The sequence below is a fragment of the Streptomyces sp. NPDC048560 genome, assembly GCF_040650955.1.
In the GTDB taxonomy this organism is placed as follows: Bacteria; Actinomycetota; Actinomycetes; order Streptomycetales; family Streptomycetaceae; genus Streptomyces.
The window spans coordinates 188,474-204,587 of record NZ_JBEZIJ010000010.1 but is presented as its reverse complement, the minus strand read 5'-3'; the positions used below and the strand labels follow the sequence as shown (position 1 = coordinate 204,587).

Genomic DNA, 16,114 nt, shown 5'->3' with positions numbered 1-16,114 from the left:
GGTAAGCAATCAGTTCTTGACCACAGAACCTACCGGGGGCCACTGACAACGGGCCCGGCGAGCCCGCTACCAGCTGGTCTTCCGGTACAGCTCCCACATCTGCATGACCGTCTGCGGGTCCAGGGCCCGCTCGCCGCCGCCGATGTCCTCGCCCGCCGCGACGTACAGCTTGCCCTGCCACAGCGGCAGGAGCCGGACGTCCTCGACGAGGATCTGCTGTGCCTGCTCGAACTGCTTGCTGACCGCGCCCCGGTCGCTCTCCTGACGGGAGGAGGGAAGCAGCTCGTCGGTGATCTCGGCGTTCAGGTACGGGGTGCCCGTGACGCTCTCCTTGCCCACGAAGGGGGCGATGAAGTTGTCCGGGTCCGGGAAGTCGGGGAACCAGCCACGCCCGAAGACGGGGTACTGCCCCTTGGTGAAGCCCTCCTGGAAGGTCGTCCACGGCGCGCTCTTCAGCGTGACCTTGAACAGTCCGGACGCCTCCAGCTGACGCTTCAGCTCGGCGAACTCGGGAGCGGTCGAGGAGCCGTACCGGTCGGTGGTGAACCAGAAGGTCATCTTGACCGGCTCGGTGATGCCCGCCTCGGTGAGGATGGCCCTGGCCTTGGTCTCGCTGGGGTCACCGAAGGTGTCGAAGAAGCTGGTGGCGTGTCCGGCGATGCCCTTGGGCACCATCGAGTACAGCGGCTCCGCCGTGCCCTGGTAGACCTTGGCGACCAGGGCGTCCCGGTTCACCAGCTGGGCGATGGCCCGGCGTACCGCGGGCTTCCCCGCCGCGGGGTCCTGCGGGTTGAAGACCAGGAACCGGATGTCCGCGCCGACCGTCTCGACGATCTGGAGGCCGTTGTTGTCGGACTTGTTGTCCTCGAGGCTGACCACTTCCTCGGCGGTCAGACCGCGGTAGGTGGCGTCGATCTCCTTGGCCTTCAGCGCGGCCACCATCGAGGCCGAGTCGTCGAAGTACCGGATGGTCACGGCGTTGTTCTTGCGGTCGGCGAAGCCCCTGTAGTCGGGGTTCTTCTTCAGCTCGGCCAGCTTCTTGGCCTTGTAGGACTGCAGGAGGTACGGGCCCGAGCCGGTGACCTGCCCGTCGCTGCGGAGCTTGTCGGCGGGGTACTCGCTCGGCGGCACCAGGGCCATCGCCGGGGTCGCAAGGATGAACGGGAACGTGGCGTCCGACTTGTTCAGGTGGAAGATGACCTCGTCGTCCCCCTTCGTCTCGACCCGGTCCAGCGAGCCGAGCAGTCCGAGGGGGCCGCCCTTGACCTTGATGGTCCTGATGCGGTCGATGGAGTGCTTCACAGCTTCCGCATCGATCTTCTCGCCGTTGGAGAATTTCAGGTTGTCACGGAGTGTGCACCGGTACGCCATGCTCGTTTCGTCGGTGAACGTGCAGGAATCGGCCGCATCGGGCTCGGGGCTCGTGGTGCCCGTCGGGAAGCTCACCAGGGTCTGGAAGACATTCCGCATCAGCTCCCAGGAGCCGTCCCAGGCAGCGGCGGGGTCGAGCGTCGAGGGTGAGCTCGTCGTACCGACCGTTATCTGCTGATCCGTCTCGGAACTGTTGTCGGACAGCAGACCGCAGCCGGCCAGCAGTGACAGGGAAGCAAGGGCTGCAGCAGCCTGCAGACTGGCCCGGTAGAACACGTGCACGCTCCTCGATCAGCCATGGGTCGGCAGACCATACCGCAGCGCCCCATCGGGTCAATCCGCTGGCCCGACGGGGCACTTAAGTCAATCAGGGCCAAATCCGCTCAGGCTGTCTCAGCCCACGCCCGCATTGAGGAAGATCCCGCCGTCCACGACGAGAGTCTGTCCCGTGATCCAGTCCGACTGCTCGGAGGTGAGGAACGCCGCCGCACCACCGATGTCCTGCGGTACGCCGAGCCGGCCGAGCGGGTAGGCGGCGGCCGCCTCCGCCTCCCGGCCCTCGTACAGCGCCTCGGCGAACTTGGTCTTCACCACGGCCGGAGCGATCGCGTTGACCCGGACGCCCGGCGCGAACTCGTGCGCCAGCTGAAGGGTCAGGTTGACCATGGCCGCCTTGCTCATGCCGTACGCGCCGATGAAGGGCGAGGCGGAGATGCCGGCGACCGAGGCGATGTTGACGATCGCCCCGCCGTTCTCCTTCTGCCAGGCCTTCCAGGTGTGCTGGGCGAACCCGAGCGCCGAGATCACGTTCGTCTCGTACACCTTGCGGGCGACGTTGAGGTCGAGCTCGGCCATCGGGCCGAACACCGGGTTCGTACCGGCGTTGTTGATCAGGAAGTCGACCCGGCCGAATGCCTCCATGGTGCGGGCGACGGCCGCCGCCTGGTGCTCCTCGTCGGCGGCCTTGCCGGGAACGCCGATCGCCCGGTCGGCGCCGAGCTTCTCGACGGCCTCCTTGAGCGCGTCCTCGCCACGGCCCGTGATGCAGACCCGGTCGCCGCGGGCGACGAGCGCCTCGGCGACCCCGTAACCGATGCCGCGGCTCCCGCCCGTGATGAGGGCGACCCTGCCACTGTCCTGCACAGTCATGTCCCTTGCCCTTCGGGTTAGTTGAGCGGTCCGCCGGCGACGTACATGACCTGTCCGGAGACGAAGCCAGCGTCGTCGCCCGTGAAGAAGGCGATGGCGTTGGCGATGTCCTCGGGGTGGCCCACGCGCTGGACGGGGATCTGGGTGGCCGCCGCGGCCTGGAACTCCTCGAAGCCCATGCCGACCCGGGCCGCCGTCTGGGCGGTCATCTCGGTGACGATGAAACCGGGCGCGACGGCGTTGGCGGTGATGCCGAACTTGCCGAGCTCCTTGGCGAGGGTCTTGGTGAAGCCCTGGAGACCGGCCTTCACCGCGGAGTAGTTGGCCTGACCGCGGTTGCCGAGCGCCGAGGACGAGGACAGCGAGACGATCCTGCCGAACTTGGCGTCCACCATGTGCTTCTGGACGGCCTTGGCCATCAGGAACGCGCCCTTGAGGTGTACGTTCATCACGAGATCCCAGTCGGACTCGCTCATCTTGAAGAGCAGGTTGTCCCGGAGGACACCCGCGTTGTTGACGAGGATCGTCGGGGCGCCCAGCTCGGCGGCGACCCGCGCGACGGCGGCCTCCACCTGCGCACTGTCCGACACATCGCAGCCGACCGCGAGGGCGGTGCCCCCGGCGGCGGTGATCTTCTCGACCGTGTCCTTGCAGGCCGCCTCGTCGAGGTCGAGTACGGCGACGGCGCGGCCCTCGGCCGCCAGACGTACCGCGGTGGCGGCGCCAATGCCCCGCGCCGCTCCCGTCACGATGGCGACACGCTGCTCGGTGGTGGACATGCTTGGTTCTCCTCGCCCTTGGATCGCGGCTCAGCGGACGTGGGGACGTTCCCTGACAGAAACGTTCCCGATGACTGAGCAACCGCTTAGTACCTTCAGCAGACGAGACGCTAGAAGCCCTGGCACGCGGTGTCAACGGCCCACGGGCGCAGGGGCGCATGTCACACCGGCCGGCGCCGCGCCCGGACCCTCCCGCGCGGCGCCGGCGGGTGCCGGATCAGCGCACGAGCAGGTCGAGCAGCCGTTCGAGCTCGGCCGCCGGGTCGGCCGTGAGGCCGCTGTGGACGGCGCCGGGCTGGACGACCGTCGAACGCGGCGCGATCAGCCAGCGGAAGCGCCGGCCCGGGTCGTCGCCGGACGCCTGGCCCGCCGCGTCGCCGCCGTCGCAGACCCCTTCCACCGCGCGCAGGGCCGCCCGTACGCCGACCACGTCGGCCTGCGGGTCGAGCGCCGCGAGCTTGCGCTCGTCGAGGTGCGTACGGGCCGCGACGAAGGACTTGGCCCTGCAGTACACGAGCACGCCCGCGTTGAAGCACTCGCCGCGCTCCACCCGGGGTACGACCCGCAGCACCGCGTACTCGAAGACATCGCGCTGGGTCATCGGCCGCCGTCCTTGCTGCTCCGGTCGTCACTGCTCGTCGCCTGGGGGGCCAGGCGCTCGCTGAGCCAGCCGGGGGCCTGCGAGGGCTTCGTCCTGGTCGGCGCGTCGAGCGTGATCCGCTCGTGGATGCCGGCGGCGCGCGCCAGCAGCGGGGCGACGTAGGCCCGGCGGAGCTCCTCCGTCGTATCGAACCCGGGCTCGTCGACCAGCCACTCGTCGGGCACGTCGGCGACGATCCCGGCGAGCAGTTCCTCGGTGACGAGCGGGGCCAGTTCGGCGGCCGCGGCCGCGATGTCCGGGGCGAAGGGAGCGAGGACGTGGTCCGACGCGTTGTAGGGCTTGGCGGCCGAGGCCTGGGCCCCGGGCCAGTTGTGGTGCCAGATCATCGTGGCCCCGTGGTCGATCAGCCAGGGATCCCCGTGCCAGACCAGCATGTTGGGGTTCCGCCACGACCGGTCGACGTTGTTGATCAGCGCGTCGAACCAGACGACCTTGCCGGCTTCGGCCGGTTCCACCTCGTAGGCGAGCGGATCGAAGCCGAGCGAGCCGGGGAGGTAGTCCATGCCGAGGTTCAGGCCGCCGCTCGCCTTGAGCAGCTCCTGCACCTCCTGATCGGGTTCGGCGAGGCCGATCACGGGGTCGAGCTGGATGGTCACGAGCTCCGGAACCCGGAGCCCCAGCCGCCGGCCGAGCTCCCCGCAGATGACCTCCGCGACGAGGGTCTTGCGGCCCTGCCCCGCACCGGTGAACTTCATGACGTATGTGCCGAGATCGTCGGCCTCGACGATCCCCGGGAGCGAGCCGCCCTCACGCAAGGGCGTGACGTAGCGGGTCGCGATCACTTCTGTGAGCATTTTCCCAGGCTAGCGGGCGGATGCACTTCACGATCCAAGGATTTCGCCGAACGCCTGCTCAGCTCGGACAGACCGCCGATCAGCCCTGGGGAGAATCTGGGGAGTTCGGGCCAGAAGCCTCGCTCCCCCGGCCCCCCAGCAGACCATCGATGGCTCGGCGACCCTTGCCGCCGGCCTCCGGCATGAAGTGAGCATAGTGGTCGAGCGTGATCGTCGGGGAGGAGTGACCCAGCCACCTCGCCAGGGTCACAACCGACTCGCCAGCTTCCAGGACAACAGAGGCATAGGTGTGCCTCAGGACATGAAAGCCGTCCCTGTGCGCCGCCTCCCACTGCCAGGGCTTGGCTCCCTCCAGCTGCGGGGGAATCACACCGACCCGAGCCAGGGCGGGCTTCCACATGTAGGTGTTGTACGTGTTAACGGCGATGGCGTTGCCGCGACTCGTGGTAAGTAGCAGAGAGAACTTCTTCTCGGGCTTCCCCGGCTCCCCCCATGGGAGTACTACCTCAGAAGCAGGATATTTTTCCGAATGAGCTTTAAGCTCGCCAGCGACAGACTCCGGCATATCCACTGTGCGCGTCTTCCCACCCTTGGGGAGAGTGAAATACAGGCGCCCCTTAATAGCCTGCACCTGCTTCCTTACATGGAGAACACCTCGTTCGTAGTCAATATCTTCCGGACTGACACCGAACGCCTCCCCCTGCCTCAGACCACAACCAACGCCAAGGACGACCGTAATGCGGTATCGATCACTGATCTCATCTCGCATCTGAAGCGCGGTCTCCAGCGCCCACGCGTTGCGCCTCACATCAACAGCTTTCGGCCAGCGAACCGATTGCGAGCGCATCGGATTTCGAACCAGCCGCTTGTCGTCAACCGCAGTTTCGAAGATGGTCGACAACGTGGTAAGAACACCTCGTGCGTACGCCGGTGAAATCGAATTCGCCAACGTTATGATGTATGCGCGGATTTCAGAAACTGCGACACTCTTCAATGGCAGCTTACCCAAGTGCGGGATAATATGCAGGCGGACCTTCTGGTCCAGCCCTGCGCGCGTCTTGACCGCACCGCCCTGCCCAGGCAGCCAGTACTTTTCTATGTAATCCTCAAGGATAATCGAACCATCACGCGGATCAACAAATTCGCCGCGTTCCTCGTCAGTGCTAGACCGCCGCAGCCACCCCTTGGCATCTTCCAGCGTCTCGAACGACCTGTCACGGACCCCTGGGATTCCAGCGACGCGATATCGCATCCCTTTCCCGTACCGTTCGGTGCGCTCACGCTTCCCGGTTACCGGATCCTTCTTCTTCTTAATCCAACGGTCTTCGACATAGCCAGCCATGCTCTCCCCCTGTCTCGCCACTGCGATCACACATCGTGTGGATGCATCTCTAGAGAAGCATCTCCACCACTAGAAACCGCCATAATCAACTGCTAGCCCGACCGTGCCGATTCTTTCTCTCGGGCTGACAAGAAAGCGGACTCAGCTCTACATTGGATCGGGAGTCGGCCATTTCCTGTTGCTCGATCCACTCATTCAGGGCCGCAACTCGGTACACGACACGTCTCGACCCCATCGTGAAGCTCGGCGGCCCCTCCCTGCGGTGACGCCAAACGTAAAGAGTATTAGGAGAGACGCCAAGATAAGCCGCCGCTTGAGCGACTGTCAGGAATGATGGAGCAATACTTGGAGCGAGCAGCTCACTGTTGCGCATCTCTGCTTCTTTCGAATCACCCCTGCACCCTGCCAGCCCCTTGGATTCTCCTCGGAGCTCTAGCGGGAACGCGGATCGGTTTGGATTGCAGTGATCGCGCCATGCCACCGCCAAGTAGTCGGCGCGAACTGATCCAATAGTCGCGACGATTCCCCGGTTTGGCTGACCGGGGATCGTCGGCTATGTAGGGATGCGGCTGCGGAGAACAGCAAGCCTCGGGCGTCCGGGCGCGGTAGAGGTCAGCAGGCCAGTCGGTAGGAGCGGAGGGCAGGGACAGCGTCCGCTTCTACAAGGGCCAGCAGTCCGTCGTCGGTGAGGCGAGCAAGGTTCCGGGCCACAACCTTCTCGGCAACACCAAGGGCGCGGGCAGTCTGCCTTGGCGTAGCGCCAGGGTGTGCAGCGACGTGGGCGAGCACAGCTCGGTCGCGTCGGTAGCCGTCTTGGAGGAGGTCCTCCGCAACGAGGCCGGCCGCGCACACGCAGAGGCATAGTGCTGTGGCGATGGAGGCGTAGTCGTGGCGCTGCTGATCGATCAAGGCGTAGGAAGCACCGAGGGTAAAGAGGAGTGGCGCGGTCAGGCGAAGGGGGCGAAGAGCAGCCTTGGACAGAAGGACCTCCTAAAGTTGGGGCACGGCAATGGTGCAGATCAGCGAAGCGGCCGATGCCCTCGCCCCGCGGCGTCAGTCCCTCAGCGGCCGAGGCGCCGAAGAGCGCCGCACTTCGTTGACCTGGTGTTTTCGGGGATGTTGTACGTTGACATGGCCTGGGGGAAGGTTCCAGTCTTTCGAGCCTCTTTATCGTCTGCCGTGGGCGAATCCCCTCACCAAGTGAGTGCCCTGCCGGCAACGGAAGGACTGTCTGATGAGGACGGACGACGTGTCGTGGGACCGGTCGCTGGCCCGGCTACGGGAGCTGGGACAGCTCTCCGCCGCCGCGCGCGAGCGGGCTGCTTCGGCGCGTGAGGCGATCGTTTCCACCAGGGGCGACGTCAGGGTGCGGGGCCAGCGCATGGCCAGGTACACAGTGCTGCAAGCCCGATCCCAGGTCTGCGATGTGGCCTACGTGAGAGTCGCCAGCGTCCTGCTCCGGAGGGCGGAAGCGGGTCGCCGTCCGCCGATGCGCCTTCCCCGGCCACTGCCCGTTGGTCCTGCGGCGCCGCCTTGGTGGGTGGAGGCGGTCCGCCGCTCCGATGCCGTGTGGCGCAAGATCCCCGTGCCGGGGCCGGAGAAGCAGCTCGGGCTGCCTCCAGACCACCCTGCTGTCGATGCCGTCACCCGCCAGGCGCGGTTGCTAGGTGCGAGTCGGCAGGCCCGGGGTGTCCGTGGCTCCTCTGCCTTCTACGAGACCTACGGCTCCAGCCGAGCTCTGGACGGCACCTGGGTGCCCTCTGGCCTGCGCATCTGTCCCGGCAAGGAGGAGGAGACTCGCGCATGCATACGGACCGGTTCGAGGTGTGGCAGCGCGCCCGCGCCTACGGGGACGCGGTCCAGGCCCTGCTGGCCGAATGGCGTACAAACAACGCGCGGTGACGTCTTTGCCTCCGCGCTTTCGGGCGGCGCACATGGTGAGCCACCCCAGCTTCCAACAATCAAAGCGGGAGACCGCCGACCCGCACCTTGGCGGCCAGGTCCCCCGGCGATGCCGAGCGCCCCTACGAGCAGACGCGGTACGTCGTCCGGCACGAGGTCCTTGCACCGGGCGCCCGTGCCGGCGACCGCACCGATCAAGGACTCGGCGGTGTCGGTCGCCCGATGCTTCTGCCAACCGCGGACGCCCGGCCGGTAGGGCTGCGGCAGCCCCTTGGTCAGACAGTCAGACGCAAACCGCAGGGCTGCCACACGCCGCCTGGAGTAAACACGACGAGCCCGCACCGATGAGGTACACGTTTGATCCACGCCGATTACAGGATGTACTCCTCCATCAATTCGGCGAGGTGGACGATGGCTGGCCAGGTGGTGGCGATCGCCGTGTGGGCGTGGAGACGTCGCTGAGCGTGGGTGTACATGGCCCAGTCGGCGGGGTTGTCGCCCTCCTGGAGGAAGGCGGGCACGATCTCCAGGGAGGTTGGGTTGGAGCAGGTCCTGGTGCGACTAGCCGGGTCGGCCGGGTCGAACTTGGTGAGGCCCAGCGCGGTCTGGTTCTGATCCGACCGCGGGTTGATAGCCCAGAAAGCGCGTTCCCCGACTTCGACGAGGCCGGAGAACCGCCCGTACCGGGTGACGGGGACCAGCTCTTCAGTGTCCTCGCCGACGCTGACCATCCCCTCGGTGACTCCGAAGGCCCGAGGGACCGCGTATCGGTCGCTGCGCTCTCGGAGCCGGATGATCCGTAGGCCAGGCTGGTCGCCGGGCTTTCGGATCACCGGAGCCACGGCGGGGTCGGTCATGTCAATGCCCGGCAGAACCAGTTGGTCGAAGGTGATCCGGCTGTCCTGGAGCCATGGCCAGATCTCCTTGTCGCTCATCCGCGCGCGGCGTACGAGCAGGAGCCGGTCGGCCGTCGAGTCGAGGGCCAGGGCGCCGGTGATGAACTCGGCGAGGGCCGCTCGCGAGGTACGGGTGACCACGCGTCCGCGGCCAGCGGTCAGTGCCTCGGGCAGTGCGGTCAGCGGCATGGGGTACTCGGTCGGGCTGCCCGATGTGGGCATGAGCTGTGCGGTGGGTTCTTCGTGCGTGTGCTGCCGGATGAGGATGGGCACGACCATCCGGTCGCCCGCTGGGGCGAGCCAGACCGTGATCAGTTCGAAGGGGCCCTCGATCCCCCGTGGTACGGCGACCTTGGGTAGGTGGCCGGCCTGGCGGAGAGCGTCGTTGAGGGCGGCGGCGGCGCGCTCGATGTCGGTCGTGGTGAAGTCGGTGCCGGGGAAGCGTTTGGCGAGGGCGGCTTTGCTGGGGTTGGGGTTGGCAGGGGCGATGGGGCGTAGGCACTGGACGTTGCGGCGGAGGGGCGGGAGGGTCTTCTTGAAGAGCTTCTTGGGATCGCCTTGGCGTGTGCGTGAGAAGTAGGCGGCCCCTTCCATCTCTACGATGCAGGCGATGGGTTGGTCGAGGCGGGGGAAGGCTTCGGCGATCCTCGCCGCGCGCTCGGTCTCGCTCTTTTCGTATTCGGCTCGTCGAGCGGCTTTGTCGGCGTTGGTGGAACGGGGCAGGCCAGCGGTCAGGTCTTGCGGGTCGCAGCGATGGAGCGTGACGTTGATCGGCCCGGTGAAGTTGGCGGAGGTTGCTTTGGAGCGGCTGAGGGTCAGGCCGAGTTTGGCGGTGGCCGCGACCTGCAGGCCCTGCCAGGTCCGGTCGGATGACACCCAGACCTCAATCCCGTAGGTGGGGGTGTCGGGCAGTTCCAGTGGCAGGAGCGTCTTGGCGCGGGTCCTTGCCTTGGGAGCCGGTGCGAGCGGGGCCAGCCCCTTCTCCTCCAGCTGTTGGGCGACCTGGGTGAGGACCTCCATGTGGTCGCGGGGCTGATAGCCGTGGCCGACTGGGTGGTCGTGGGTCGAGCGCGCGGGCGGGGTACCGTCCTTGTCGGGGTAGCGGTAGGTCATGCCGGTGCTGTGGACGAGGTGGGCGGCGAAGGGCTGGGCCGCAGCATCGCCGGGGGCGGTGCGCAGCTGTTCGAGGCTCGGTGGCTGGTGGTGGGTGAGGCGGGCGAGGATCTCGGCAACGCCCGGCTCCCAGGTCCAGGTGCTGCCTTCTCCGCGCCGGCGGACGGTGGCCGCGCTCTGCAGGAGCATGGGCCTCTCTCGGCGGTGGACGAACCCCTCCTTGGCGGAGAGAAGGACGCTGGCGGTCGGGTCGCTGAAGCCGCGGCGGGGGATGTAGTCGACCGGGTGCGTCGCAAAGCGGGTCATGCTCAGGTCGACGTGGAGGTGGACTTCGGGGACTCCGGGCACGGTCTCGAGGTGGAAGGTCAGTACGTCCACGCTGGCGCCGGCCGCGCCGTCTTCGTCGGTGAGGGTCTCGGGTGCGCCGAGGTGCAGGGTACGGCGGCCATCGGCTCGGGTGGGGCCGAGTCGCAGGTCGCGGTGGTGGCCCAGGAGTTGGAGCCCGGTGGTGAGGTGCTCTGCGACGAGGCTGGGCAGGAGGTTGAAGACGTGGCTTGGGGGGTTCGCGGTGCCGTTGGCATGAAGGTCGTGGCGGGTGAGATCGAGGTCCTCGGGGACCCACTCCAGCTGGCCGGCGCCTTCGAGTTGGCTGTACCAGTCGGTGTCGGGCATGTGAGGTGCCACGCGTGCGGAGGCCCATGCCGACAGGGCGATCAGCAGGAGGTCCGGGTCGACCGCGGTCCGAGCTCGGAGCCATGCGGGATCGCGCGGGTTCCTCTGTACAGAGGTGATGTCGGGGTCGATGAGGGTGAGCAGGTCCCTCAGCGAGCTGGTGGGCAGGTAGTCGGGTCCACCGCGGGGACGGCGGCCGGGTCGGGTATCCCATGCCTTCTCCAGGAGGGTAAGCATTCCCGGCGGGCAGGTCGTGCGGTAGCCGGTGACGGGCCAGGTGGCTTCCGGCGTGAAGGTGAGGACGGTGGCTTGGGTGTTGCGGTAGGCGGGCATCAGCGGTGACCCCAGTCGATGTTGTCGAGGAGATGGGAGGCCAGGCCCCAACAGGCCTGCGCGAGTGCGTGGTCGAGCCGTTCGGTGGCCGTGGCCGTGGGGCCGGGGTCAGTGAGCCAGCCGTGCAGGAGCTGTTGCGCGGCGACGATCACGCTCGTACGGGGAGTGTCTGAGGCGGTTTCGTCGAGGTTCGCGGTGCGGGGGGCGAAGGCCGCGTCGCAGAGGTAGACCAGGACTGGCTCGTTGCCGCGGATGCCACGGCCGAGTGTCTGGTGGAGGGGCACGAGGAAGTTGCCGACGAACGCGGCGTGCTCGATCGGGTCCGTGAGGCGGGTGAACAGGACGGGCTCGCCTACCCGTCGCTGCCATCGGCGGCGCTCGCTGTGGCGGAGCTTGCGCGCGAGGTCGACCGGATCAGCGTGGTCGAGGGTGAGGTCGACGGGGTGGCGAAGGCGGCGCATCGCCTCGCGGCTGAGGAGGGAGAGCGGGAAGGTGGCGTCGTCGGCGGGTGGGTGGATCCGGGCCAGGTAGAACACGGCGCCAAGGGCCGCGACGCGGCGGGCGTTGAGGATGTTGTGGCCGCGTTGGACGGCGCCTTCGGCTGCGACGAGGATGTCGGCCCCGGAGGCCGCGAAGGTAGCAAGGCGCCGCCGGGGGATGCTGTTGCGGGTGGGCTGATCGTCGTCGCGGATGACGTGGAGGGCCGTGTAGGGGGTCTTCTGGTTAATGTAGTCGGCGACGGTCTGGGCGTCCCGGGTGCTCTGCACGGTGAAGAGGACCTGCTGGCGGTCGGCGGCCAGTCGCTGGCGGGCCTGCTGGAGTAGCGACTCCCGCGCGCCGGGGGCGGGGTTGCAGATCCAATCAGCGGATGCGCACAGGGCGTGGGCGTGGAGGGTGGGGTTGCCGCCGGTGCCCGAGGTGAAGACCGGACGGCCGTCGCGGTAGCGCGGGGGGCGGAAGAACATCTTGCTCTCCAGCAGCGCTGCCCTGGCCTTCTTCGGTTCGCGCAGGACCAGGTTCGGGGTGACGTCGAGGTGGAAGCGGGGGGAGGCGGGCATCCAGCTGGTGGCGGAGGCGAGAACGACGTTGGGCCCCTGGATTCCTTCAGCCTCCAGGAGGTCATGGAGGTGATACAGCAGCCAGCGGCCCACGCCGCGCAACCATAGAATGCTGAAAGACCCGCTGTCGCCACCTGGGTTGGGCTGCCACTGGAGAGCCATCAGGTTCCCCGCGGCCTGCTCGGGGACGAAGGGCATCAGGTCACGGGGCGGCTGCCGGCTCCAGAAGTCCTCACCGTCGGCGATCTGCGATGTGCTGATGGCCGACAGACGCTGGGCGACCTCGAAGAACGACGTCGTAATGCGTGCAGCCCACAGGCCGGCCTGCAACAGCTGTGCGAGCTCTGGCGGTGTGCCCCGGGCCGTGATGCCGTCGAGTACCGGTTGGTGTGCCTCGATCCACGCCTCGGCGGCTTCCTGTGCCGACACAGCGGTGTCGTGTGTCGCGGTCATCGCCTCGATCAGCTCGGCCCAGTTCTCTGCGGGCGCCTGGAAGGGCGTGGTGACCATGGGCTCGAAGTGCTCTTCGAAGTACCGGTCGGCGGCTTCCTCGAGTTCTGCCTTGCGGGCGAAGTCATTACGCTCACGGAGGCCGTGAAGGCTCCGGGCCAGGCTCCGAAGGAGGCTGTACCCGGTGAATGGCCCCTCGGCAATGACGGCGCGCAGCTGGTCGGCGCCCGGGTCGATCATCAGCCGGTAGAGCTCCGTCATCGCCTGGTCGTGGCGGCGGAAGTGCTTGTCGCCGGCCTTCACCTCGGGGTCCAGAAGGTCAAGGAACCAGGACTGCTCCAAGCGCTGCCCGATCCGGTCCCCCACGCGGTGACTCCAGCCCCTGCCTGGCTGGGAGAGGATCTCGTGCAGCAGGAACCGGTCGTCGAACTGCTCCTGCACGGTGTCGGCCTCGTCCACCAGCAGTGCGGCCAGATGATGCTGGGCCGCTTCGGCGACGCGGACCTCGATCTGGGACTGCGGCATCATCGTGGATGCCAAGCCGGCCGCAGTGGTCACCCACACCTCGGCTTCGGCCACATTGCGGGCCGCTGTGTGGGCAGGGCACCGCGAAAGAATCGGGCAGTCCCGCCGACCACTCTGACCGTCCACAAAGAGCTTGCCTCTGCATGGCCGCTCGTCCCTCGGCAGCAGTGCCCGGTCGGTCCTGCTGGTCAGGCGCAGTTCCTCCAGATAGCACTGGTCGTCTGCGAACGCCGCAGCAGCGTCAACACCGGTGGGGAAGGTGGTAACGCCGTCGTGGAGGAGCGAGCGCCAATAGCGGTCTTTGTGGACTCCCTCCCGGGTCCGTCCGAAAATGGGGACGGCGTCGATGCCAAGTGCCCGCAGGAAGCTGACCTTGGCGTACATGTCGCTACCGGAGGCGAGCACGAAGCCGACCTTGCCGCCGCGGCGGGCGACGATGTAGGCGATCATGTCCAGCAGAGTGGACTTCCCGCTGTTCATCAAGCCCACCACGTGCCACAGACCATCGATGACCATCTGCCGCGGCCGCTCCAGAAGGCGCCCTTCAACCTGATCGGCGAGCAGGGCCTCCATCTGTTCCAGCCGCTTGACGAAGTCCCGGTTCTCGATCTCCGGATGACCCTCCAGGAGCTTGTCCATCTCGACGGCAGCCCATTGGAGATCCTCCAGGGCGAGAGGAATTGGCGCTCGCGTTCGGGAGGTCGCCGCCGGCAGCGCGGGCGGGACCGGCGCGGGGATGAACGTCTCGGGGATACGGATCTTTTCCCGGCTGCCGTCATCTCGGACGAAGGAGCACGTCGAGCCAGGCGGCGCCGGCCGGTAGCCAGTGCCCGTCTTGTAAGGGGCGATTCCCTGCAGCCTCTGCCGGTAGACATCGTGGCGTGCCGCGGCGTATGGGGAGGGGCGGCGGGTGAACACGGTCGACAGTTCAGTCTTGTGCCCCGCCATGTCGCCGGGCTCGAACCCGCGTACCTGGGCGGGGAGCTTCACGTAGTGGTCGATCTTTTCCCGCATCGTCCCGGTCTTGGCGACCGGGCCCATCAGCTCGCGCAGAGTACGGATCTGCGGGTCGAGTGCCGGGTCCAGTCGCATGTACCCGGCGAGCACGGGCCACAGAGCGCCGATGCCCCGACCGGGCATGTGGTCGGCGAGGAACGACAGGCCCAGTTCGAGGGCGCACAGTTCCCATGGTTTGAGCGGGCCGAGCATCGGCCGGACGCCCTCGTCGTCCAGTTCCTTCGCCAGCGCGGTGCTCCAGGAGCGGGTGTCCCTCATCGTGTGCCTCCGGCCTTGCTCGCGCGGCCGGCGGCTTGCCGCAAGAACGTCTTCTCGTCGAGGACCTCGACTCCGGTGACCCGGCCCTGCAGCTCGCGTTCCAGATCCGCGAGGTAGCCGGGAGTCTGGAGGCGGTGCATGGGCACGACGATGATGTGCCGACGCGCGGGCACACGGGGGTCGCTGCGGAACCCGCGGGCGAGGAGGGTGGGGCTCGCGCAGTCCTTCGCATCGATCACCCAGCATTCCCTTTCTCCGCCGGGGTTCACCGGTTCGAAGGTCAAGGCCCCGTCCCAGGCATCCAGGCACGGCCACGGCTCGGTCCGTACTCGGTCCGTCGGCAGTTCGGCGAGCCGGTCCAGCAGCCGCCCTTCCAGCAGTCCGGGGTCGTGGAAGAACTGGCGGGTCGCCCGGTGCTGGGTCCAGTACCCGCCCAGGCAGGCCACCTCGTACTGTTCGGGCCCTCCCCCACATCCTGGAGTCCCGCAGTCGGCTGCGCCGTCGTCGACCGGGTTGCGGCACTCGCGGCAACGCCGCAGTCGGACCTTCCCCGGACTTTGGACCGGATGTAGTACGTACGCAGTGCGCACGAACTTCGCGAGGAACGAGTCGCTGTCGGCGTCCGCCTTCGGAAGCTCTCGGGCCAGCGCCTGGACGTCGCGGTCGCTGAGCACGGGACTGTCGATCAGCAAGCGCCGAAGCCGGCAGTAGATTCGCTGGACCGCCTCCTCGTCAGCACCGTTCATCCGCGCGCACGACATCAGCGCCGCGAAGGTCTGGTTTTGAACCAGTTCCGCCTCGACGTCGGCATGCCGGACTAGATCGGCTGCCTGCTCGGCGAACTCCGACAGCTCGTCCCCGTCCAGCAGGACAGCCTCTAGGTCACCGTCCGCGAGGGAGAGTCGTACGGGCCAGGACCCCAACGGGCGGCGGCACCAGTCGAACAGCTCGAGATCGTCGCCCGGCCACTCCGACCCCGGCGTCTGGGCCTGCGCCTTCCACCACAACCGGCCCCGGGCATCACGCCAGGCACGCGGCAACGGCCCCGATACTTCAGCAGCGCGCAATTGACCGCTGTTGGCCTGCTGCCGATCGAGCCGGATTCTCGCCAAGGCGGCACACAGTAGTTCCACCGTCATGTAGTCGTCCGCTGTGCTCTGCGGATCCCTTTCCCTGCCGGGATTGGCATCCCGTGACTCCTCTACCTCATCCGCGGGTGGACAGTCGGTCGGCGACGCCGCCCCGACGGACTGAGGGTGCGCACGGCCAGCGGGCAGCGCGGCGGCTTCCTGAGCAATACTCATAACCGATCGATATACACCACGTCACCGACAATGCACTCCCCGTCACGAACAGGTGTTCTTTAATCGACCTACTGCCCGGCCTCGCTGCGCCCCGACATGAGGGGACGCCCGATCTTCGATGTCACCCACGCTCCCGCGCTTGCTCCTCGTGGGAGCCCGGTCAAGACGACTAAGGCGAGAGTCGCCAGGTGCCACCGACTCCACTCCGTCGCCGAGGGTGGATGGTGTCCGGCCTCCACGAGGGGGCAATCCAACGGGCGGCCTGCCCGACGGCCGACCGCCGCCCGGTGCTGCGATCCGACGGCAGGAGCACGCCCATCGCCCGGGCGATGGGATCACGACGCAAGTCACAGATGCAGCTTAGGTTTGAACGCCTCCTGCTCCCTGTGATCAATCACGCGCAGTGAACTGGGGGCTGGCCCGCCGTCGTCGTGGCCCTTCGGTCACCGCTTGTCAGTACGGCCTGGCAGGATTAGTCAGGAGGCACAGC

At 67.4% G+C, this 16,114-nt stretch carries 11 protein-coding genes; all 11 read right to left on the bottom strand.

The window, feature by feature from the left end; translation table 11 throughout:
• Window positions 1-66: 66 nt before the first annotated feature.
• The 11 genes from AB0C82_RS26160 to AB0C82_RS26110 all read right to left on the bottom strand — a co-directional run bounded on the left by AB0C82_RS26160 (window position 67) and on the right by AB0C82_RS26110 (window position 15,432).
• Window positions 67-1,647 carry an ABC transporter substrate-binding protein gene (locus tag AB0C82_RS26160; RefSeq protein WP_362846303.1) on the bottom strand — a complete coding sequence of 527 codons (1,581 nt, stop codon included), beginning with the start codon at window positions 1,645-1,647 and terminating at the stop codon, window positions 67-69.
• Window positions 1,648-1,764: 117 nt separating this feature from the next.
• Complete coding sequence (locus AB0C82_RS26155; RefSeq protein WP_362846301.1) at window positions 1,765-2,520, bottom strand: SDR family oxidoreductase; 756 nt, start codon at window positions 2,518-2,520, stop codon at window positions 1,765-1,767.
• A 17-nt stretch (window positions 2,521-2,537) separates the two neighbouring features.
• Entirely contained in the window at window positions 2,538-3,299 is a 762-nt protein-coding gene (gene fabG, locus AB0C82_RS26150) for a 3-oxoacyl-ACP reductase FabG (protein ID WP_362846299.1), read from the bottom strand.
• Window positions 3,300-3,516: 217 nt separating this feature from the next.
• Window positions 3,517-3,900 carry a DUF3037 domain-containing protein gene (locus tag AB0C82_RS26145; RefSeq protein WP_362846298.1) on the bottom strand — a complete coding sequence of 128 codons (384 nt, stop codon included), beginning with the start codon at window positions 3,898-3,900 and terminating at the stop codon, window positions 3,517-3,519.
• Complete coding sequence (locus AB0C82_RS26140) at window positions 3,897-4,754, bottom strand: HipA family kinase (RefSeq protein WP_362846297.1); 858 nt, start codon at window positions 4,752-4,754, stop codon at window positions 3,897-3,899. The genes AB0C82_RS26145 and AB0C82_RS26140 overlap by 4 nt, the downstream gene beginning before the upstream one ends.
• A gap of 79 nt (window positions 4,755-4,833) precedes the next feature.
• Window positions 4,834-6,096, bottom strand: coding sequence for a site-specific integrase (locus AB0C82_RS26135; protein WP_362846295.1), 1,263 nt, complete (start codon window positions 6,094-6,096; stop codon window positions 4,834-4,836).
• An 85-nt stretch (window positions 6,097-6,181) separates the two neighbouring features.
• Window positions 6,182-6,469 (bottom strand): helix-turn-helix domain-containing protein, encoded by a 288-nt coding sequence (locus AB0C82_RS26130; RefSeq protein ID WP_362846293.1) that lies wholly within the window; start codon window positions 6,467-6,469, stop codon window positions 6,182-6,184.
• 239 nt (window positions 6,470-6,708) lie between these two features.
• Complete coding sequence (locus AB0C82_RS26125) at window positions 6,709-6,885, bottom strand: helix-turn-helix domain-containing protein (RefSeq protein WP_362846657.1); 177 nt, start codon at window positions 6,883-6,885, stop codon at window positions 6,709-6,711.
• A gap of 1,484 nt (window positions 6,886-8,369) precedes the next feature.
• A complete protein-coding gene (locus AB0C82_RS26120; RefSeq protein ID WP_362846291.1) occupies window positions 8,370-11,012 on the bottom strand; it encodes a DUF3962 domain-containing protein in 2,643 nt (880 codons plus the stop codon).
• On the bottom strand, window positions 11,012-14,320 hold the full coding sequence (locus AB0C82_RS26115) for a hypothetical protein (RefSeq protein ID WP_362846289.1): 3,309 nt from the start codon (window positions 14,318-14,320) through the stop codon (window positions 11,012-11,014). The genes AB0C82_RS26120 and AB0C82_RS26115 overlap by 1 nt, the downstream gene beginning before the upstream one ends.
• A complete protein-coding gene (locus AB0C82_RS26110) occupies window positions 14,317-15,432 on the bottom strand; it encodes a hypothetical protein (protein ID WP_362846287.1) in 1,116 nt (371 codons plus the stop codon). Before AB0C82_RS26110 ends, AB0C82_RS26115 begins: the two co-directional genes overlap by 4 nt.
• Window positions 15,433-16,114 lie beyond the last annotated feature (682 nt).

Excerpts from the sequence above, each read along its gene's own strand:
- AB0C82_RS26130 (WP_362846293.1), bottom strand. The coding sequence starts at position 6,469 with ATGCGCAACAGTGAGCTGCTCGCTCCAAGTATTGCTCCATCATTCCTG.
- AB0C82_RS26155 (WP_362846301.1), bottom strand. The coding sequence starts at position 2,520 with ATGACTGTGCAGGACAGTGGCAGGGTCGCCCTCATCACGGGCGGGAGC.
- AB0C82_RS26145 (WP_362846298.1), bottom strand. The coding sequence starts at position 3,900 with ATGACCCAGCGCGATGTCTTCGAGTACGCGGTGCTGCGGGTCGTACCC.
- AB0C82_RS26120 (WP_362846291.1), bottom strand. The coding sequence starts at position 11,012 with ATGCCCGCCTACCGCAACACCCAAGCCACCGTCCTCACCTTCACGCCG.
- AB0C82_RS26135 (WP_362846295.1), bottom strand. The coding sequence starts at position 6,096 with ATGGCTGGCTATGTCGAAGACCGTTGGATTAAGAAGAAGAAGGATCCG.
- AB0C82_RS26115 (WP_362846289.1), bottom strand. The coding sequence starts at position 14,320 with ATGAGGGACACCCGCTCCTGGAGCACCGCGCTGGCGAAGGAACTGGAC.
- AB0C82_RS26140 (WP_362846297.1), bottom strand. The coding sequence starts at position 4,754 with ATGCTCACAGAAGTGATCGCGACCCGCTACGTCACGCCCTTGCGTGAG.
- fabG (WP_362846299.1), bottom strand. The coding sequence starts at position 3,299 with ATGTCCACCACCGAGCAGCGTGTCGCCATCGTGACGGGAGCGGCGCGG.